Here is a 19,065-nt window from a genome sequence, read left to right as displayed (position 1 = left end):
ACTTACAACATGTTAGATTTTCGCGTTTCCTCACATGCTCACTTTGATGAGGCTTGCCGTAAGTTTGCAGCTACTCACAGCGTTAGAGAACTGGCAGAAAAAGCAGGGATTAAACCCCACACGCTTTATAACAAGCTCAACCCGGAACAGCCGCACCAGTTAACGCCGCGTGAAATTTGGGTGTTGACCGATCTGACGGAAGACTCAACCCTGGTTGATGGTTTTCTGGCACAAATTCATTGCCTGCCGTGCGTACCGGTTAACGAGCTGGCACCCGAGAAAATGCAGACCTATATCATGCGTGCAATGGGTGAGCTTGGTGAACTGGCTACCGGTGCAATATCAGCGGAACGCCTGACGCCAGCCCGCAAGCGCGGAATGATTGAGTGCGTTAATTCTGGTATCCGCATGCTGACTTTAACAGCGATTGCAATGCAGGCTCGCGTCCAGGGTAATCCGGCAATGGCAAGCGTGGTCGATTCTGTTAGTGGCATTGGCGCGTCATTCGGAGTGATGTGAGATGAGCATGAATAACGGCCCGTCATTTGCTTCATTGCTGGTACGTCAAAGCCCGTCCATGCATTACGGCCACGGGTGGATTGCAGGTGAAAACGGCAAGCGCTGGCATCCAAGCCGCGATCAGTCGGCATTATTAAATGAACTGCACGCTGTGCGCGCCACGTCTTTTGTTAGCCGGGTAAAAACTTTTTTGAGGTCGATATGATTAATAACATGTCTGCGCCAATTAATGCCGGTGCAGTGCCATTTAATAATGCTGGTTGCAACCAGCCCGCGAAAATGTCTGGTGAGGAATGTTTCGCACGGTTTCATCAGAAATTAAAAGCCACGCAAAACGGCGCGCTGCGTAATTTCAATAAGCTAAGTGATGACTTTAAATTTGTTGTCATGACGCTGGCAAACCGTGAGCAACCAGGCGCTTTTAAAAGTGATGAGGTTGGAAAGCCATTTGAATACTTTGATCAGCCTCGCCGTGTAATGTTGATTAAAGCTATGAATGAGATAGCGCGCTGGGGGGAAATATTACCCCGTCGTTTCTCGATTCATGAAAGCGTAATACCTGAGTAAATAACCCAAACGTAATTAATGGCGTAAACCCGCCGGGCATTCTTTTGTCCTGAATCTGGAGTAATAAAAATGAAGTTGCGAAATATTGAAAAACGTAAGACCCAAGTCGGCGCTGATGATGCCGGGTTAAACAGTTTGCTTACTGCGGCGCGTATGGAAGAACGCCGGGGGCGTGCTGATGTGATGGCCGCGCGTCTTGAAAAGCTGGCCGTGTTTATTACTCAGGGCGGTTTAAACGGTACTGAGGCCGCAGAGCTGCTGCGCGTGGAAGCGGTCATCATCGTTAACGAAGCGCAGGAGATCCACTAATGGCTGACTCTATCGATCTGGCTCAACAGCGCGAGCACGACGAGCGCGAGCGCCACATCAACGCCGCCCGAGCCAAAAAGCCGGGCGTGTCCCGTGTGCTTTGCGCTGTCTGCGATGCACCAATCCCGCCAGCCCGCCGCCGTGCCCTTCAGGGCGTGCAGTGCTGCGTCACCTGTCAGGAAGTCGCAGAGCTGAAAGGCAGGCATTACAACGGGGGTGCGGTGTGAGCACTGTTGTGAAATGGGCGGGAAATAAAACCGCCGTCATGCCGGAACTGATTAAGCACTTACCAAAAGGCCCGCGACTGGTTGAACCTTTCGCGGGTTCCTGTGCTGTCATGATGGCAACAGACTATCCTCATTATCTTGTCGCGGATATTAATCCAGACCTAATCAATATGTACCAGCAGATTAAAGATGATCCTGAATTTTTCATTATGATTATTGCTGGCCTATTTAAACAAAACAGCAAAGATGATTTTAAGCGTATACGTCAACATTTTAATTACGGCAAATCGAGCGGTAAGGTTTGGCGAGCCGCAGCGTTTCTCTATCTGAATCGTCATTGTTACAGAGGGTTGTGTCGATATAACAAAAGCGGCGGTTTTAACGTGCCGTATGGGAATTATAAAAAACCTTATTATCCTGAGGCTGAAATATGGGCGTTTGCAGAAAAAGCGCAGCGCGCCACTTTTATTTGTGCAGGTTATGAAGAAACGCTGGCGCAGCTAGTGTCCGGCGATGTGGTTTATTGTGATCCACCTTATGACGGGACATTTGCCGACTATCACACCGCCGGGTTTACTAAGGATGATCAGTATCATCTGGCATCAATTCTTGAGCGTCGGTCATCAGAAGGTCACCCGGTAGTCGTGTCCAATAGCGATACGTCCCTGATCCGCTCGCTCTATCGCACTTTTAAGCAACATCGCATCACGGCAAAGCGCAGCATGGGCGTGGCCGCCGGTGAATCGAAGTCAGCGCAGGAAATTATTGCGGTATCAAAAGACCGTGTTTTTTTTGGCGTGGATTATGCGGCTGCGGCTGATTTTTCATTTTTCCATATGGCGCAACCGTGAGCAGCTTAGCCTATGCATGGAACGCGCCCCGCGAAGCTATCGCAAGCCCGTACCTCACACACGAACAACAGCACCGCCGCGATCAACTGATTGCGGCGCTGCTGCATGCCCGTAATGAGCTGGAAAAGCAGCCAGACTGTGTGCGTTACGACGTGCGCCGCCGGGCTGATGAGCTGGAGCGGCATCACGATGTTCAGCGAGCCAATGCCTTCCTCGTGAATTTTACCCGGAGGGCATTGCCGCGTCTTGAGCTGGTTAAAAAGAGTTATGCCATCACGGGGATTGGCGCTGACACTTCCGCCGCTACGTTTGGCGGGCGTTTTGACGCTGCCGATATCCGTTTCATGGCGTCCCGCCTGGTTAACATGACGGCCCGTTTTAATCGTCTGCCGGATATGTCCAAAGCCGATATTGATCTGCTGGCTGGCGACATTTCCAACTTCATCATCTCGGAACTGGGAACGATTGAAGCTGAGGAAGGGAGCGATCTTAAAACGCTGCATGCGTCTTACATGTGTGCCGCACGTATTACCCATCATTTCCGTAACGCTCCCCCGTTGTGGGAGCGCATTACCACGAAGTTTGTCACCGCTGAGGACGTAGGCCCGGCGGTTCTGCGCATGACTACAGAAAAGTGGTGGACTGGTCGCCTTCGTCGCGTGGCGGCTGAGTGGCGCGAGCATCTGCAAATTGCTCTCGGCAACGTCAGCAAAAAGAAAAAAGCCTACGCCAGCAAAAGCTGTGTGGCTGAATGGCGCGAGCAGAAACGGCGCACCCGTGAATTTCTCAAGGGGATGGAACTTGAGGACGAAGAAGGCAACCGCATCAGCCTGATCGACAAATATGACGGCAGCGTTGCAAATCCGGCAATCCGGCGTTGTGAACTGATGACCCGCATCCGGGGATTTGAAAACATCTGTAATGAACTGGGCTACGTCGGGGAGTTCTACACTCTGACTGCGCCGTCAAAATTCCACGCCACCACGCGTGGTGGCTACCGCAACACGAAGTGGGATGGCTCCAGCCCTGCCGATACACAACGCTATTTAACCAGCCTTTGGGCGAAGATTCGCGCCAAGCTGCACCGCGACGAGATCCGAGTTTTCGGGATCCGCGTCGCCGAACCTCATCACGATGGTACCCCGCACTGGCACATGCTGATGTTTATGCTGCCGGAAGATGTTGAGCACGTCCGCGCCATCATTGGCAAATATGCCCGCAAGGAAGATGGTCAGGAACTGAGAAGCGAGAAGGCCCGCAAAGCGCGTTTTCACGCTGAGGCTATCGATCCCGATAAGGGCAGCGCTACCGGGTACGTGGCTAAATACATTTCAAAGAACATCGACGGCTACGCCCTGGACGATGAAACCGACGACGAAAGCGGCGAAAGCCTCAAAGAGACAGCACCCGCCGTTTCTGCGTGGGCGGCCCGCTGGCACATCCGGCAGTTTCAGTTTGTAGGCGGTGCGCCGGTGACGGTTTACCGTGAATTGCGACGCATGGCTGATGCAGAGACGGCGCGCGGGCTGAGCGTAGAATTTGCGCTGGTTCACGATGCCGCTGATGCGGGGGACTGGGCCGGATACGTTAACGCCCAGGGCGGCCCGTTCGTTCGTCGTGACGATCTACAGGTGCGCACATGGTACGAAGCCAGCGAGACGGTTAATGATTACGGCGAAGAGTGCGTGCGCGTGCGTGGCGTATATGACACCGAAGTTGGCGACGGTTCCCCGATCGTGACCCGCGTGGTGCAGTGGAAGATTGTACCCAAGCGCGCTGTTGACCTGGCCGTTGACGTTAAGGGCGCTTCTGCGCCCTCTCGGAGTTCTGTCAATAACTGTACGGGGGATCCGGTGCTGGATCCCGGCGTCGATCTCAACCGGCCATTAAACAGACGCGAGCGCAGACAGCTAACGGAGCGTCTGCGAAAGAAAAAGCAGGTGACAGGGCAAAAATTCGACCACGTTACAGAGAAAAACGCGGCGGCCATAGCCAGAGTGATTGATGAAATAAGTGTTTTAACTGGTAACACGCTTAGCCAGGGCGAAGCGCTGTCGCTTATATCAGGGGCAAGGCTATTTATTGGCGGACACTGGCGCAGAGCATCAGCAAGCGGTGACATTTATGCGGCTGTACTCCCTGCTTCCGCCAGGGCAACAGGCCTCATGAAAAGGGTGCGTAAACTCGAAGAAACAGCAAAACAGGCTGGTTAATCATTGTTCTAATTACCTATTTTTGCGGAAATATCTGATTACTTTTCAAAAAATGTTTTACAACATTAAATTCCTTCTATACTGTAAATGCATACAGTGTATATGCATACAGTTGTTTTGAGAGGGAGGAAAAATGGAAGACTATTTTCAGGAGTCGATGAAGCTCCAGCGCATTGATTTTTTTATCAAACTTGTTGCGGCGAGCGAGTGCAGCGAAGAAGAAAAGCGGCTGGCTATCCAGTGGGTTTCTGAGCTGACCGACGAGTTAATGGCAAAAATACGAAGCCATGAGTACACCCGATCAATGGACGTTTCCTGTTAGTGAGGCTGTATGCGAATTGAAATAATGATCGATAAAGAGCAGAAGATAAGCCAGGCGACACTGGATGCCCTTGAATCCGAGCTTTACCGGAATTTGCAGCCCCTTTATCCGAAGACGGCAATCCGCATCCGCAAAGGTAGCGCGAACGGCGTAGAACTGAGCGGCCTTAAGCTGGACGAACAGAAAAAACAGGTAATGGAAATTTTGCAGCACGTGTGGGAAGACGATAGCTGGCTGCAATAGGTTAAACGCTGCCAGCGATAAAACTGGTTTTTATCGCTGGCAGGGTTGAGCAACGAGCAGAGCGAGGCGGTAGGATATGAGCGGAAGCGACACGGGCTTTGAAGTGGTTTATCGCGGACAGATGCATGAGTATTTTATACCCGGCACCCGCGTTTTTTTTCAGAGGCTTAAGGAATACGGCGGCGGCTACTGGCTGGGAAGGGTTTACGATGATGCCTTTATTTTTGACATCGAGCGTCCGGTGTCGCTTGCCGAAGGGATGGATTACATACTAATTTCCAGAAAGGTTGAGTCCTCATTTATGGATTTTGAGGATGAAAGCGACCCTAATTTATCCCTGTTTTAATCCTCACAGATGCCATGCGTGCATTAGCTGCATGAATTTGAATGATCGTTTGAGGATCGTTTGCACTGAGGCCCGTCAGCACTGGCGGGCTTTTGCGTGGCAAATGCACCTGCATTAAAACCGACACATAAAGCGGGCAGGCGAGGCGGGGATAGCACTGCGCGCTGAGCGTGATTTTTATTTATTTTTTTGAAAATTTTTTGAGATTTTTTCGGGAAAAAATTTGCGGGTGGGATTTGCATGTTGAAGATGCGAAAAGGGGCCGGGGAAAGGTGAAAAAAAGCCGCCCGGAGGCGGCGCGGCGGCGTCAGTCTTCGATGTTAAGTGTGTAATCCTGAAAGCGGATCACTTCCTCGCCCGCCCATCGGTTAATCTCTTTGAATCGTTCCTGTAATGGCGTCAGTTCGTTACGCACAAACACCTGAGCCGCTTTCACTACATCCCCGAAACCGCCGCTATTATTCGGGAGCATCCCCATCAACTGAGGCGGTACGCGGTGCGCGCTGAGCAAATCGCTTTCGCTGACTTTTTTAATGTTAAAGAAGTCGTCCTTCGTCGCCACTTCGCTGAGCGGAATAATTTTAATTCCGTCGGCTTTGCCGTTCGGCGCGTAGAAAAAGAGGTTTTTAAAATTACCCATGCCCTTTGAGCTGCGCATTGCATCGCGCATCGCTTCCACGTCGGTGCTGCTCTGCGCAGAGTCGGTCACGTACATGATGTAACCCGCATGCGCGCCGTTCTGGTAATACTTGCGGCGATACAACGTTGCTGATTCATTCAGCCAGGCAGAATTGAGCGCACTGAGATATTCCGGCATCCCGTAAATCTCCTGGTTAATGTCCGGCTCAAGCAGGTGAAAAACCGATCCGGGGTCGAACTGATGCGGCTGAATAAACGACGGCACCCACCAGTAAACGCTCTGCTCCACGCCGCGCCGGGTGTATTTTGCCGGTGATGTTTCCAGTTGCATCACACGGCCAGTGGCGCTCATGCGCTTTTCTAAAAACGCATTCCCGAACACTAAAAAATCCAGCACAAACCGGCTGAAATCCTGCTGAGATAAAAGCGGGTGCGGGATAAACGTGGACGCCAGAATATTCCGTTTAACGTAAATCGGTGAGCTGTGGTGAACGGCAGCACGCAGGCTTTTCGCCAGCCCGGTAAAGCTCACCGGCGGCTCATACCATTTGCCGTTACTGATGCATTCCACATAATCCAGAATATCCCGGCGATCAAGCACTGGCGACGGTTCGCCAAAGGTGAATGCCTCCATTTTTGGCGCATCATTAGGCGTGTGGTTTGCCGCTTTGACTGGCTGCGGCCTGCGGTTTTTTCGCTTTGACATTAGTTCATAAACTCCAGAATGGAAGACGACGCCAGGCCGCTACCGGCGCTGAGCGGTTCGTTAATCAGTACATGCATGGTGGCCCAGGCTAGATCCGCGTGGCTGGCTTCTTCGGTTCGGCTGGCCTCATACGTGGAGCTGCGCCCGCTGCCGGTCATGGTTTTGCGGATAGACATAAATGACTGTGTGATATCCGTGGCGCTGACGTCGTACTCCAGACAGCCGCGCGTGATGGTGTCTTTTGCCTTAAGCACCATTGCGGTTTTAACTTCCGGGGTATAACGGATCTCCCGCGCTGCCGGGTAAAACGAGCGAACCAGCTGATAAACCCCCTGACCAATGCCGGTGGCGTCGATCGCGATGTATTCGACGTTATATTTTTCGGTAAGCGCGCGAATGGAATTGGCCTGCTCTGCAAAATCCATCCCTTTCCACTGATGGCGCTCAAGGATGCGGAATTTGCCGCCGCTGACGAGTGGCGGCGCGATAACCACGCACCCGGCGCTGTCGCCACGGTGAGAGGGGTCATAACCGATCCACACTGGCCGGTAGCCGAAGGGCCGGTCAGCGAACGGCGCGAAATCTTCCCATTCCTCCATGCTGTCAACCATGCAGCGCTGTAGCTCCTCAAACGGGAATACAGACGCCTTATCATCGACAAATTCGCACATAAAAAGGTTACGGAAATCATCTGCGCTGTTTTCGCGTTTCAGCGTGTCCAGGTCAAACAGGGTGCAGCCACCGGCGAGCGCGTCCTCAATGGTGACAATTTGCCGCCACTGACCGTCTGCGCAGACAACCCCGGCGGCCAGTGCGTTATGACTGATATCGATCTCTACGCGCTCGCTGGCGCTGGCGCGGCCCTTGTTGAATAGCTCGCCAGACCAGAACGGATAAGCGCCATGACCGAGTGAGGAGGGCGTCGAAAAATATGTTGTGCGCAGGTGCTTCTGCGATGCCATGCCCGAGGCAACTTTACGCAGGCGCTGAAAGTTCGGGATCCAGAAAATCTCATCGACATACAGGTCACCGTTATGACTCTGCGCGGTGTTTGAATTGGTGCCGAGAAAAATCAGCTTTGCCCCGTTGTTGCCGATCACAATCGGGTCGCCGGAAAGCTCAACATCAACAAGGCGCGCGAACTGGATGATGTATTCGCGGAACACATAAGCCTGAGTTTTTGATGCTGATAAAAAAATCTGGTTATGGCCGGTTTTCAGCGCATGTAAAAGCGCCTCGCGGGAGAAATAAAACGTAGCGCCGATTTGTCGGGATTTGAGAATGTCCCGGATGCGGTGCGCCAGCCCTGCGCGGTGCCACTGGAGCTGATATTCGAACGATTCGGCAAGGAAGATTTGCTCCAGCTTTTCGACAGCCTCATCGCTGAAATAATTCTTTTTCGGCTTCCGTCGCTCACCTTTATTCCGGTTCGCCACGTTCGGATTTAAATCGGCCTCGTTTCCGGTCTGGCCGTAGCGGTTTACACGGGCGAGACGCTCCATCTGGCGCGACAGAAAATCCGCCACTTTAAAATCATGCGCGGTTAAATCCGGCTTTGCATAGAGCTGGATAAGCCGCGCCTCAAGCGTGCTCTCAACCCTGTTAAGCGGTGCGGTTGCGTCCCACTCATCGCGCTGTTTCCAGCTCTGAACGGTCGGACGTTTGGTCTTTAGCATCTCTGCGATTTGCGGCACGGAAAACCCTTGCCAGTACAACAGCGCGGCCTGACGGCGCGGATCATGTAATAGCGTGGTGTCGGTGGTGATGGTCATGAATGCCTCGCTGTAAGTGGTTCAGGGCAAGGCTACGGAAAGGGGAGGCGCTAATCGCTAACGCGCTGTTGTAGGGGAGATAAGCCATCACGAATTGATAGCCGTCAGGGGGGCACGTCGGGAAACTAAGCCTGACCAAATGTGCAAACTTAATCAGGACACCTGACGATGGCAAAAAAAGTATCGAAATTCTTCCGCATCGGTGTTGAGGGCGACACCTGTGACGGTCGCGTTATCAGCGCAACCGATCTCCAGGAAATGGCCGCAACATTTGATCCCCGCGTCTACGGTTGCCGCATCAACCTTGAACACCTGCGCGGCATTTATCCCGACGGCGCTCTCGGTCGTTACGGCGATGTTGTCGAGCTGAAAGCTGAAAAGATTGATGACGATTCCGCGCTTAACGGCAAATGGGCGCTGTTCGGCAAAATCGCCCCGCTCGACAATCTGGTCGAAATGGTGGGTAAGGGCCAGAAAGTTTATACCTCAATGGAAATCCAGCCGAACTTTGCCAATACCGGCAAATGCTATCTGGTTGGTCTGGCGGTCACTGATGATCCGGCGAGCCTCGGCACCGAATATCTGGAGTTCTGTCGCACCGCGAAAACCAACCCGCTTAACCGCTTTAAAACGAACCCGGAAAACCTGATCTCCGTTGCGACCCTGGCCGAGCTGGAATTTGAAGACCAGGCAGAAAACGTATTCGCCAAATTAAGCGACACCGTGAAAGCCATTTTTGGTCGCAAGCAGGCCAGCGATGACGCCCGTTTAGCTGATGTACATGAAGCGGTAACGGTGGTCAGCGAGCACGTACAGGTAAGCCTGAGCGCCACCGAAAAACGCCTTGCTGATATGGAAACCGCATTCAGCACGCTCAAAACGGATGTAACCACCCAGACCGGGGAAATTAGCGAGCAGTTCAAGACGCTGAAAACCTCTCTCGATAACACCGAAAACCCCCGCCAGCCTCGCCGTGAATTAAGCACTGGCGGCGGCGGTGAGGCCGGTCTGACGAACTGCTGACCGGACGGTATCCGGCAAACGCAGTAAAACCCGATTAACTGATTTCAGGAATAAATATGCGCCAAGCAACCCGTTTTAAATTTAATGCCTTTCTGTCACGCATCGCTGAGCTGAACGGTATTGACGTAGGCGACACGTCAAAAAAATTCACCGTTGACCCGTCTGTGACGCAGACCCTGATGGATACGGTGCAGGAGTCATCCGACTTTCTGACCCGCATCAATATCGTGCCGGTGAGCGAGCTTAAGGGCGAAAAAGTGGGCGTGGGTGTGAGTGGCTCAATTGCCAGCACCACGAACACCGCAGGTGGTGACGAACGCCAGACGCAGGACTTTGCGAAGCTGGAGTCTAATAAGTACGAATGCGATCAAATCAACTTTGATTTCCATCTTCGTTACAAAACCCTTGATCTGTGGGCGCGTTTTCAGGATTTCCAGTTACGCATTCGTAACGCGATCATCAAGCGTCAGGCGCTTGATTTCATTATGGCGGGCTTTAATGGCGTGCGCCGTGCAGACACGTCGAACCGCGTCGCCAATCCAATGTTGCAGGATGTCGCAGTAGGCTGGCTGGAGAAATACCGGAAAGAAGCGCCTGCGCGCGTCATGAGCAAAGTCACCGATGAAGAAGGTGACGTGGTTTCCGCTGTGATCCGCGTTGGTGAAAATGGCGACTACGCCAACCTTGACGCGCTGGTCATGGATGCCACCAACAATCTGATCGCGCCGTGGTATCAGGAAGACCCGGATCTGGTTGTCGTCGTTGGTCGTAAATTACTGGCCGATAAATATTTCCCGATCGTGAACAAAGAACAGGATAACAGCGACATGCTCGCCGCTGACGTGATTATCAGTCAGAAGCGCATCGGTAATCTGCCAGCGGTTCGCGTGCCGTTCTTCCCGGCTGATGCGCTGCTGGTCACTCGCCTGGATAACCTTTCCATCTATTTCATGGATGAAAGTCATCGCCGTGTAATCGAAGAAAACGCGAAACGTGACCGCGTGGAAAATTACGAGTCAATGAATATTGATTACGTGATTGAAGATTACGCCGCCGGTTGCCTGGTGGAAAACATCAAGGTCGGTAAATTCCCACCGGCAGAAGCTGTTACCCAGGCTGATGCACCGGCAGAAGCTGTTGCTCTGGCTGATGTTCTGCCGCAGGGAGAGTAAACCATGACGAGTCCCGCAGAGCGTCACATGATGCGGGTCTCGGCCATTACCACCGCGCAGCGGGAAGATAACCCGCTGCGTCATGCCACTGCCTACGAGCAGATGCTGGTTAAGCTGGCCGCAGACCAACGCACGTTAAAAGGCATTTTTTCTAATGAGCTTAAGGCCGTTAAAAAGCGCGAACTGTTGCCATTTTACCTGCCGTGGGTGAGTGGTGTGCTTACGCAGGGGAAGGGCGCACAGGATGACATTCTGATGACGGTCATGCTGTGGCGTCTCGATGCCGGTGATATTGCCGGTGCGCTTGAAATTGCCCGCTACGCCCTGCGCTACGGCCTGAGCATGCCCGGTAAACACAAACGCACGCCGCCTTATCTGTTTGCCGAAGAAGTGGCGCTGGCCGCGATGCGCTCACACGCTGCCGGTGAGCCGGTGAATATTTCCCTGCTGCTCGACTGCCTTGCGCTGACGGCGACGGCAGACATGCCCGACGCCGTGCGCGCGAAGCTGCACAAAATTATTGGCGTGGTGCTGCGTGATACCGGCCAGCCTGCCGGTGCGCTTTCACACCTGCAACGGGCAATGCAGCTCGACAGCATGGCCGGGGTGAAAAAAGACATTGAGCGGCTGACGCGCGAACTGCGCCCCGTATCCGAAGCGCCACAGAAAAAGACCGCAACCACGCGCAAGCGTAAGCCCGTCAGTGCGACGCCTGCGAGGCGTGGAAGACCGAGAAAAAACGCCACTTAACCGAATGCGCCCCGCGCCGGGCGGCACGCCGGTGAAGGCGGTTTTTACCTGACCTGAAACCGGCGTCCACCGCCCACCCTTTTCAGAGGTAGTCATGACGACGCTGATTATTACAAAAGAAGAACCTCGCGGCGAAACGGTGATCAGTCCGCCGACTGCACCCGCTGAGCCGGTGATTAAAAATACCTTTTTTTTCCCGGATATCGATCCGGTCAAAGTGCGCGAGCTGATGCGCCTTGAGCAGACCGTGCCCCCGGCCCGGCTGCGTCAGGCGATTAAAACGGCAATCTCAGAAACCAACGCGGAGCTGTACGACTACCGCGCGCAACAGATGGCGGCGGGCTTTAAAAGTCTGGCGGAAGTGCCTTCCGAAGTGATCGACGGTGAGCGCGAAAAGGTGGCGCTGTACCTTGAGGCGGTCATGGCAATGACCACTGCCACGCTTTACGAAAAATACCGCGGCGCTGACGCCAGCGCGAAAGGGGACAAAAAAGCCGACAGTATCGATCCGACTATCGACAACCTCTGGCGTGATATGCGCTGGGCGGTCGCCCGCTTGCAGGACAGGCCGCGCTGTATCGTGAGCCAAATCTGATGAAGGTTTACGCGCAACAGGGGGACACCCTCGATCAGATTTGCACCCGGTATTACGGGCGCACGTCTGGTGCGGTTGAGGCTGTTCTTCTGGCTAACCCGGGCCTGGCCGATTTGGGGGCGGTGCTGCCACACGGTGCCGCTGTCGAACTGCCGGATGTTCAATCCTCGCCGGTCACGGAAACCGTTAATTTGTGGGACTGACAATGGAAAAAATTACCACGTATATCACCTACTGGCTGTCGGTGGCGCTGGCATGGTTTGGCACGCAGACGCCGGAGAGTTTCGCGCTCATCGTCGGTGCTGGCTGCGCTATTTTCACCGCGCTGGTTAATTTCTGGTATCGCCGCCGGACGCTTAAATATCTCCAGTCTCTGGGGCTTGATGAGGGGGTGATGCGTGAATTCATTCGTTAAGCGTTGCAGTGTGGCCGCTGTGCTGGCGCTGGCAGCACTGGTGCCTGACTTTCGTTTACTGCATACCTCGCGGGATGGTCTGGCGCTGATCGCCGATCTTGAGGGATGCCGCCTGCGTCCCTACCAGTGCAGCGCGGGGGTATGGACGTCAGGCATCGGCCACACTGCGGGGGTGGTGCCGAAAGGCGATATCACCGAACGTCAGGCGGCAGAGAATTTAATCGCTGACGTGCTGAACGTTGAGCGCAGGCTTGCCGCCTGTGCGCCGGTCACAATGCCGCAACCGGTCTATGACGCGGTGGTGAGCTTTGCCTTTAATGTTGGCACCGGCGCGGCCTGCCGCTCAACGCTGGTCAGCTTCATTAAACGCGAGCAATGGCCGCAGGCCTGCGATCAGCTCACCCGCTGGGTATTCGTCAACGGCGTCAAAAATAAAGGGCTGGAAAATCGCCGCCAGCGTGAGCGGGCTTACTGCATGAAGGGAGCAAAATGAAAACGCTTATGGTTTTACTCATTCTGGCCGTGCTCGGTATGGCCTGGCTGCGACATGAGAACGCCAAGCTGAGCCGGTCATTTGAGAAAGCGAATAAGGTAGCCAGTGAGCAGAAAAAAACGATCGGCACGCTGCAAAATCAGCTCACTATCGTCACTGACCGGGCAAATAAAAACGAGCAGGCGCAGGTGTCGCTGCGCCAGAAGCTGGAAGCCGCCGGAGAGCGGGCGGCAAAGCGCCAGCAAACTATCGAGAGGTTACTCAATGAAAATGCAGAATTTCGCCGCTGGTATGGCGCTGATTTGCCTGATGCTGTGCGCAGGGTGCACCGACGCCCCGCCTGTGTCTCCGCCGGTGATTGTTTACAGCGGTTGTCCGAAAGTGAGCCTGTGCCCGATGCCGGGCAGCGATCCTCAAACTAACGGCGATCTGAGCGCTGATATCCGTCAACTTGAGCGGGCGTTAGAAAACTGCGCGCTCCAGGTGGAAACCATCAAGCAATGTCAGGACGATTTGAATGTTAAAACCTGAAAGCCTGCGTGATGCGCTGACAAAATCCGTGCCGGTGCTGAAACAAAACCCCGACATGCTGCGCCTGTATGTCGATAACGGGCAGATTGCCTCGACGCTCGCGGCCTCGCTGTCATTTGAAAAGCGTTACACCCTCAATGTGGTGGTGACAGATTTTAAGGGCGATCTCGATCTGTTGCTGGTTCCGGTGCTGGCATGGCTGCGCGAGCATCAGCCGGATATCATGACGACTGACGAAGGCATGAAAAAGGGCTTTACGTGGTATTGCGATATCAATAACGACAGCAGCGTCGATATCAGTATCAGCCTGTTAATCACTGAGCGCACCCTGGTGAAACAGGTCGATACCGCGTTGCATATCAGCAATATCCCTGAGCCTGCGCCACCGGAGCCGGTCACGCGCCCGATGGAGCTTTACCTCCGCGATGAACTGGTGAGCACGTGGCATGAGTGATTTAAAGCCCTTTGACGAAAGGCTCGCCGCGCTGATAGCGGCACTGTCACCGGCTGGCCGTCGCAGTCTGAGTGTTGAAATTGCCAGAACGCTGCGCCAGAGCCAGCAGAAGCGTATTAAAGCGCAGCGCGCCCCCGATGGCACCGCCTATGAAGAACGTCAGCCGCAGCAGTCGATCCGGGGCAAGAAGGGCCGAGTTAAGCGGGAGATGTTCGCAAAGCTGCGTACCAGTCGCTACATGAAAGCCAGCGGCAACGACAATGAAGCGGTAGTGGAATTTACAGGCAAGGTGCAGCGCATCGCCCGCGTTCACCAGTACGGCCAGCGGGATCGCCCATCACGAAACGGCAGAGCGGTATTGTACCCGGTGCGCCAGTTGCTTGGCTTCTCTGAGGCTGACCGGCAGTTAGTCGAAAGCGCAATTATCCATCATCTGGCCGAGTAATCGTTGTACCACTTCCCACAAAACCAGTCCTGATTGATGCCGCCTTTCCCCGGCGGCATCCTTTTCGGTATGAACACACTCGCAAATATTCAGGAACTCGCCCGCGCGCTGCGCAACATGATCCGCACCGGTGTCATCGTCGAAACTGACCTTGAAACCGGGCGCTGTCGTGTGCAGACCGGCGGCATCTATACCGACTGGCTCCAGTGGCTGACACACCGGGCGGGGCGCTCGCGCACGTGGTGGGCACCCTCAATCGGTGAGCAGGTGTTAATTCTCGCCGTGGGCGGGGAGCTGGATACCGCTTTTGTGCTGCCAGGGATTTTCTCTGATGACCACCCGGCACCGTCGGCATCAGCGGATGCGTGGCACGTTACCTTTCCCGATGGTGCGGTTATTGAGTACGAGCCAAAGACCAGCGCACTGACCGCCAGCGGCATAAAAACCGCCAGCGTCACCGCGTCTGAGTCCATTACCGCCACCGTGCCGGTAGTGCTGATTAAAGCCTCCACGCGTATCACCCTCGATACCCCGGAGGTGGTCTGCACCAGTAAGCTGATCACCGCCACGCTGGAAGTGCAGCAGGGCGGCAAGATGAGCGGAAATATTGCGCACACCGGCGGCGCGTTTACCTCAAATGGCGTACAAATTGACAGTCACGATCACGGCAACGTGCAGAGCGGCGGAAGCTGGACGAAGGGGATTAAATGACAGTGCGTTATCTCGGCCTGAGCCGAACCGATGGCCGCACGCTTACCGATGCTGAGCACATCAGCCAGAGCCTGGGCGACATTCTGCGAACGCCTGTTGGTACAAGGGTGATGCGGCGTGATTACGGTTCGCTGTTGTCGGCAATGATTGACCAGCCGCAAACGCCCGCGCTGGAGCTGCAAGTCAGGGTGGCGTGCTACATGGCGATCCTGAAATGGGAGCCGCGCATCAGTGTCACCTCTGTCACCACAGAACGCCGGTTCGACGGGCAAATGATTGTCTCTCTGACAGGCCAGCTAACCGACACCGGCGAAAATCTTACGCTAAACCTTCCTGTGAGTTGAAACCATGCCAATTATCGATCTGAGTCAGCTACCCGTGCCGGATGTGGTTGAGGCGCTTGATTATGAGAGCATCCTCGCCGCGCGTAAGGCGACGCTGATTTCTCTTTACCCCGGCGATCAGCAGGACGCTATCGCACGCACGCTGGCGCTGGAGTCTGAACCGCTGACCAAATTTCTTGAGGAAAACGCCTACCGCGAAGTGATCTGGCGTCAGCGCGTCAACGAAGCCGCCCGCGCGGTGATGCTGGCTTATGCGAAGGGCAGCGATCTCGATGTGATGGCCGCCAACAATAACACCGAACGGCTGACCATCACCCCGGCAGACGACGCCGCAATCCCGCCAGTGGCGGCGGTCATGGAATCTGATACTGATTTACGCCTGCGTGCGCAACAGGCTTTTGAAGGGCTGAGCGTGGCCGGGCCGGTCGGCGCGTATGAATACCACGGGCGCAGTGCTGACGGGCGCGTGGCGGATATTTCCGTTATCAGCCCGACGCCTGCCAGCGTGACCATCACCGTGCTGTCACGTGAGGGTGATGGCACAGCCAGCGCTGATTTGCTGGCCGTGGTGGAAAAAGCCCTGAATGCTGAGGATGTGCGCCCGGTGGGTGACCGGGTGACGGTGCAGAGCGCGCAGATCATCAACTATCAGATTGAGGCAAAACTCTTTTTCTACCCTGGCCCGGAAGCAGAGCCGATCCGCCGGGCCGCCGAACAGCAGTTGCAGGATTACATCGGCTCGCAGCGCCGTATCGGGCGCGATATCCGTCAGTCGGCTATTTACGCCGCGCTCCACGTCGAAGGCGTGCAGCGCGTGGAACTGACCGCGCCGGTGGCTGATATTGTGCTCGACAAGCGCCAGGCATCTTACTGCACGCACTATCAAATCGCCGCAGGGGGTACAGATGAGTGATGACCGCCTTTTGCCGGTTGGTTCCTCCGCGCTGGAAGTGGCCGCCACCCGTGCGGCAGCAGAAATCACCCGCGTGCCGGTGCCGCTGCGCCAGCTCTGGGATCCGTGGCAATGCCCGGCGGCACTTCTGCCCTGGCTTGCATGGGCGCTGTCGGTAGACCGCTGGGATTTTAACTGGCCGGAAGCCACAAAACGCAGCGTCATCGCTTCCTCGTTTTACGTCCATCAACACAAGGGCACCATCAGTGCGCTGCGCCGTGTCGTTGAGCCGCTCGGCTATCTGATCGAGGTGCGGGAGTGGTGGCAGCTCAACGAGGAGCCAGGCACATTTCGTCTTGTTGTCGGCGTGCTCGACAGTGGTATCACCGATGAAATGTATCAGGAGCTTGAGCGCCTGATTGATGCCGCAAAACCGGCAAGTCGTCACCTGACCGGCCTTGCTATCAGTCTGAGTTCGACCGGCAATATCTTTGCCGGTGCCGGTTGTTATGACGGTGACGCACTGACGATTTATCCCTACACCCCCGAGGAAATTATCGTCGGTGGTGAATATTTCCCGGCCTCGGCCATCCATTTGATTGATAACCTGAGAGTGAACGCATGACCGCAAAATATTATGCCATTCTGACCAGTCAGGGCGCGGCAAGGCTGGCGAACGCGGCCGCCCTCGGCACTAAGCTAAACCTGACACAAATGGCGGTTGGTGATGGTAATGGTGTATTACCCACGCCCGATCCGGCGCAGATAAAACTTATCAACCAGAAACGCATCGCACCGCTTAACCAGTTGAGTATCGATCCGGCCAATACAAGCCAGATTATTGCGGAGCAAATTATCCCTGAAAGTGAGGGTGGTTTCTGGATCCGTGAAATTGGTCTTTATGATAGCGATGGAATCCTGATTGGGGTGGCCAACTGCCCGGAAACCTACAAACCGCAGCTCCAGGAGGGAAGCGGACGCACGCAGACTATTCGCATGGTGCTGACCGTGTCGGCTGTCGCCGCCGTTACGCTGAAAATTGATCCGTCAGTGGTGCTGGCAACGCGAAAATATGCCGATGACAAAGCTATCGAAGTTTCGACATATACGAATGAAATTATGCGACTGCATAAACAGGATAATAATCCTCATCCGCAATATGCACCGATTCAAAGCCCGGAATTTACCGACAAACCGACAGCCCCGACACCGGCAAAAAATTCGAATGACAGGCAACTGGCAACAACTCAATTTGTCAGCACCGCCATTAGTGAACTGGTAAGCAACGCACCGGCGGCACTTGATACGCTCGCCAAACTTGCAACTGCGATTGGCAATGATGCTAATTTTTCTAACTCGCTGTCGGAAATCATTAAAAATAAACAGAATCTTGATAAGACGTTAAGTGATTTAGCCGGGAAAACACCCGCTGAAATTCTGATTTACCTTGGTCTGCCAGGGCTTATCACCGGTAATGTTACCGCGTCGCTGAATACGCTGGAAAAACTGGCGAATGCCATTGATAACGACGCCGCTTTTGCAAATTCAATAAAAGCCATACTCGGTAATAAGCAAAATAAGGACGAAACTCTAACAAATCTGTCCGGAAAAACGGCGGCTCAAATTGCCGTATACACAGGCGCGCTTCGGCAGTCGCAAAATCTGGCGGATCTGCCGAACCCGGAAACCGCCAGGGCAAATCTTGAGGTGCCTCGCGGCGTGGATGCGCAGATGCCCTTTGCCTGGTGTAAGTTCAACGGCGCATCAGGGCTGATTTATCGCTCGCATAATATTTCGAGTGTTCGCAAAGACGCGACCGGGCGCTTTGCTTTCAATTTCACGCGCGCATCAGTGACATCAGATTACGCCGTTATTGGTAGTGCCGTTCTGCCCGGCGCGCCGGATGATCAGATCGTCCGGGTGTTCGGTGCAACTGACAGGCTGACGACAGGGTTCAACGTTGTTGCGATGGATAACAATACCGACATGTATGCAGATGCGGTGATCGATGTGTGTGTTATGGGGGGCTGATGATGCAGGCAATTATTTTCGAAAATCAGGGATCAGCAAGGGTGCTTTTTCCGGCGGCATGCGGGCTTTCTGTGCTTGATATTGGCCGCAAAGATGTGCCGCAGGGAGTGAGTTTCTGGATTGTCAGCGCGGATGACTTACCTGATGTCGCGCTTGAGGCGTGGGAGCTGAACGTCAAAAAAATGGGTGCACCGGCAGGAACTGGCGGGTCATACATTGCCTCAGAAGGGGAAAGCGATGATATCGGTAAATAAAACGAGTCTGAGTGCAATTGATGCGGAAAAAATCCGGGCACGTCGTGATGCTTTGCTCAGGGATAGCGACTGGTCGATGATGCCGGATACCCCCACAGATAAAAATGTGTGGGCGAATTACCGGCAGGCATTGCGCGATATAACCCTGCAAAAAAAATTCCCGGCAGAGGTGGTGTGGCCGGAGCTGCCCGGCAGAGAATAAGCAGGAGAAACAGGCGGGCATATGCCCGCCTTTCTTTCG

29 protein-coding genes and 1 pseudogene are annotated in these 19,065 nt (G+C 54.5%); 28 read left to right on the top strand and 2 right to left on the bottom strand.

Annotation, left to right across the window (positions count from 1 at the left end; translation table 11 throughout):
- Positions 1-9: 9 nt before the first annotated feature.
- The 10 genes from BM373_RS16310 (at position 10) to BM373_RS16265 (ending at position 5,597) form a co-directional block, all read left to right on the top strand.
- Positions 10-519, top strand: coding sequence for a phage regulatory CII family protein (locus BM373_RS16310; RefSeq protein WP_090463588.1), 510 nt, complete (start codon positions 10-12; stop codon positions 517-519).
- A 7-nt stretch (positions 520-526) separates the two neighbouring features.
- The gene (locus BM373_RS16305; RefSeq protein ID WP_090463886.1) at positions 527-724 is read left to right on the top strand and encodes a phage filamentation protein Fil family protein; all 198 of its coding nucleotides are present in this window, start codon (positions 527-529) and stop codon (positions 722-724) included.
- 8 nt (positions 725-732) lie between these two features.
- Positions 733-1,086, top strand: a complete 354-nt coding sequence (locus tag BM373_RS16300; protein ID WP_256214671.1) for a hypothetical protein — start codon at positions 733-735, stop codon at positions 1,084-1,086.
- Between the two features lie 69 nt (positions 1,087-1,155).
- A complete protein-coding gene (locus tag BM373_RS16295) occupies positions 1,156-1,395 on the top strand; it encodes a DUF2732 family protein (protein ID WP_371261134.1) in 240 nt (79 codons plus the stop codon).
- Positions 1,395-1,622 (top strand): TraR/DksA family transcriptional regulator, encoded by a 228-nt coding sequence (locus BM373_RS16290; protein ID WP_090463585.1) that lies wholly within the window; start codon positions 1,395-1,397, stop codon positions 1,620-1,622. Before BM373_RS16295 ends, BM373_RS16290 begins: the two co-directional genes overlap by 1 nt.
- Positions 1,619-2,473 (top strand): DNA adenine methylase, encoded by an 855-nt coding sequence (locus tag BM373_RS16285; RefSeq protein WP_090463582.1) that lies wholly within the window; start codon positions 1,619-1,621, stop codon positions 2,471-2,473. The genes BM373_RS16290 and BM373_RS16285 overlap by 4 nt, the downstream gene beginning before the upstream one ends.
- Entirely contained in the window at positions 2,470-4,686 is a 2,217-nt protein-coding gene (locus tag BM373_RS16280; RefSeq protein WP_090463579.1) for a replication endonuclease, read from the top strand. Before BM373_RS16285 ends, BM373_RS16280 begins: the two co-directional genes overlap by 4 nt.
- 133 nt (positions 4,687-4,819) lie before the next feature.
- Entirely contained in the window at positions 4,820-5,008 is a 189-nt protein-coding gene (locus BM373_RS16275; RefSeq protein WP_090463576.1) for a hypothetical protein, read from the top strand.
- A 9-nt stretch (positions 5,009-5,017) separates the two neighbouring features.
- A complete protein-coding gene (locus tag BM373_RS16270; RefSeq protein WP_090463573.1) occupies positions 5,018-5,251 on the top strand; it encodes a DinI-like family protein in 234 nt (77 codons plus the stop codon).
- Between the two features lie 76 nt (positions 5,252-5,327).
- A complete protein-coding gene (locus tag BM373_RS16265) occupies positions 5,328-5,597 on the top strand; it encodes a hypothetical protein (RefSeq protein WP_090463571.1) in 270 nt (89 codons plus the stop codon).
- Between the two features lie 307 nt (positions 5,598-5,904).
- Here BM373_RS16265 and BM373_RS16260 read toward each other — a convergent pair whose 3' ends face one another.
- On the bottom strand, positions 5,905-6,942 hold the full coding sequence (locus BM373_RS16260; RefSeq protein ID WP_090463568.1) for a phage portal protein: 1,038 nt from the start codon (positions 6,940-6,942) through the stop codon (positions 5,905-5,907).
- Entirely contained in the window at positions 6,942-8,714 is a 1,773-nt protein-coding gene (locus BM373_RS16255) for a terminase ATPase subunit family protein (RefSeq protein ID WP_090463565.1), read from the bottom strand. The genes BM373_RS16260 and BM373_RS16255 overlap by 1 nt, the downstream gene beginning before the upstream one ends.
- 168 nt (positions 8,715-8,882) lie before the next feature.
- Here BM373_RS16255 and BM373_RS16250 point away from each other — a divergent pair, with 168 nt between their 5' ends.
- The 18 genes and pseudogenes from BM373_RS16250 (at position 8,883) to BM373_RS16170 (ending at position 19,026) form a co-directional block, all read left to right on the top strand.
- Positions 8,883-9,737: a GPO family capsid scaffolding protein gene (locus BM373_RS16250; protein ID WP_090463563.1), complete on the top strand. Its 855-nt coding sequence runs from the start codon at positions 8,883-8,885 to the stop codon at positions 9,735-9,737.
- A gap of 56 nt (positions 9,738-9,793) precedes the next feature.
- Positions 9,794-10,909 carry a phage major capsid protein, P2 family gene (locus tag BM373_RS16245; RefSeq protein WP_090463561.1) on the top strand — a complete coding sequence of 372 codons (1,116 nt, stop codon included), beginning with the start codon at positions 9,794-9,796 and terminating at the stop codon, positions 10,907-10,909.
- A 3-nt stretch (positions 10,910-10,912) separates the two neighbouring features.
- Entirely contained in the window at positions 10,913-11,659 is a 747-nt protein-coding gene (locus BM373_RS16240; RefSeq protein ID WP_090463558.1) for a phage terminase small subunit, read from the top strand.
- A 94-nt stretch (positions 11,660-11,753) separates the two neighbouring features.
- Complete coding sequence (locus BM373_RS16235; RefSeq protein WP_090463555.1) at positions 11,754-12,254, top strand: head completion/stabilization protein; 501 nt, start codon at positions 11,754-11,756, stop codon at positions 12,252-12,254.
- On the top strand, positions 12,254-12,457 hold the full coding sequence (locus BM373_RS16230; protein WP_090463552.1) for a tail protein X: 204 nt from the start codon (positions 12,254-12,256) through the stop codon (positions 12,455-12,457). Before BM373_RS16235 ends, BM373_RS16230 begins: the two co-directional genes overlap by 1 nt.
- A complete protein-coding gene (locus BM373_RS16225) occupies positions 12,448-12,669 on the top strand; it encodes a phage holin family protein (protein WP_090463549.1) in 222 nt (73 codons plus the stop codon). The genes BM373_RS16230 and BM373_RS16225 overlap by 10 nt, the downstream gene beginning before the upstream one ends.
- Complete coding sequence (locus tag BM373_RS16220) at positions 12,653-13,162, top strand: lysozyme (RefSeq protein ID WP_090463546.1); 510 nt, start codon at positions 12,653-12,655, stop codon at positions 13,160-13,162. Before BM373_RS16225 ends, BM373_RS16220 begins: the two co-directional genes overlap by 17 nt.
- A pseudogene (lysB, locus tag BM373_RS21865) lies at positions 13,159-13,506 on the top strand (Rz-like lysis system protein LysB); the annotation flags it as partial. The gene BM373_RS16220 and the pseudogene lysB, both read left to right, overlap by 4 nt.
- The gene (lysC, locus tag BM373_RS21745; RefSeq protein WP_218159477.1) at positions 13,427-13,693 is read left to right on the top strand and encodes an Rz1-like lysis system protein LysC; all 267 of its coding nucleotides are present in this window, start codon (positions 13,427-13,429) and stop codon (positions 13,691-13,693) included. The pseudogene lysB and the gene lysC, both read left to right, overlap by 80 nt.
- Positions 13,680-14,147: a phage tail protein gene (locus tag BM373_RS16210; protein ID WP_090463541.1), complete on the top strand. Its 468-nt coding sequence runs from the start codon at positions 13,680-13,682 to the stop codon at positions 14,145-14,147. Before lysC ends, BM373_RS16210 begins: the two co-directional genes overlap by 14 nt.
- Positions 14,140-14,592 carry a phage virion morphogenesis protein gene (locus BM373_RS16205; RefSeq protein ID WP_090463537.1) on the top strand — a complete coding sequence of 151 codons (453 nt, stop codon included), beginning with the start codon at positions 14,140-14,142 and terminating at the stop codon, positions 14,590-14,592. Before BM373_RS16210 ends, BM373_RS16205 begins: the two co-directional genes overlap by 8 nt.
- A gap of 69 nt (positions 14,593-14,661) precedes the next feature.
- On the top strand, positions 14,662-15,303 hold the full coding sequence (locus BM373_RS16200) for a phage baseplate assembly protein V (RefSeq protein ID WP_090463877.1): 642 nt from the start codon (positions 14,662-14,664) through the stop codon (positions 15,301-15,303).
- Entirely contained in the window at positions 15,300-15,647 is a 348-nt protein-coding gene (locus BM373_RS16195) for a GPW/gp25 family protein (protein WP_090463534.1), read from the top strand. The genes BM373_RS16200 and BM373_RS16195 overlap by 4 nt, the downstream gene beginning before the upstream one ends.
- A gap of 4 nt (positions 15,648-15,651) precedes the next feature.
- The gene (locus BM373_RS16190; RefSeq protein WP_090463531.1) at positions 15,652-16,560 is read left to right on the top strand and encodes a baseplate assembly protein; all 909 of its coding nucleotides are present in this window, start codon (positions 15,652-15,654) and stop codon (positions 16,558-16,560) included.
- Positions 16,553-17,164 (top strand): phage tail protein I, encoded by a 612-nt coding sequence (locus tag BM373_RS16185; RefSeq protein ID WP_090463529.1) that lies wholly within the window; start codon positions 16,553-16,555, stop codon positions 17,162-17,164. Before BM373_RS16190 ends, BM373_RS16185 begins: the two co-directional genes overlap by 8 nt.
- Positions 17,161-18,570, top strand: coding sequence for a phage tail-collar fiber domain-containing protein (locus BM373_RS16180; RefSeq protein WP_090463526.1), 1,410 nt, complete (start codon positions 17,161-17,163; stop codon positions 18,568-18,570). The genes BM373_RS16185 and BM373_RS16180 overlap by 4 nt, the downstream gene beginning before the upstream one ends.
- Positions 18,570-18,824, top strand: a complete 255-nt coding sequence (locus tag BM373_RS16175; RefSeq protein ID WP_090463523.1) for a hypothetical protein — start codon at positions 18,570-18,572, stop codon at positions 18,822-18,824. Before BM373_RS16180 ends, BM373_RS16175 begins: the two co-directional genes overlap by 1 nt.
- The gene (locus tag BM373_RS16170; protein WP_090463520.1) at positions 18,808-19,026 is read left to right on the top strand and encodes a tail fiber assembly protein; all 219 of its coding nucleotides are present in this window, start codon (positions 18,808-18,810) and stop codon (positions 19,024-19,026) included. The genes BM373_RS16175 and BM373_RS16170 overlap by 17 nt, the downstream gene beginning before the upstream one ends.
- Positions 19,027-19,065 lie beyond the last annotated feature (39 nt).

Source organism: Enterobacter sp. kpr-6 (genome assembly GCF_900116015.1).
Classification (GTDB): Bacteria; Pseudomonadota; Gammaproteobacteria; order Enterobacterales; family Enterobacteriaceae; genus Enterobacter_D.
Note: the sequence above shows the minus strand (reverse complement) of the source record. Positions and strands in the feature narration are given on the sequence as shown.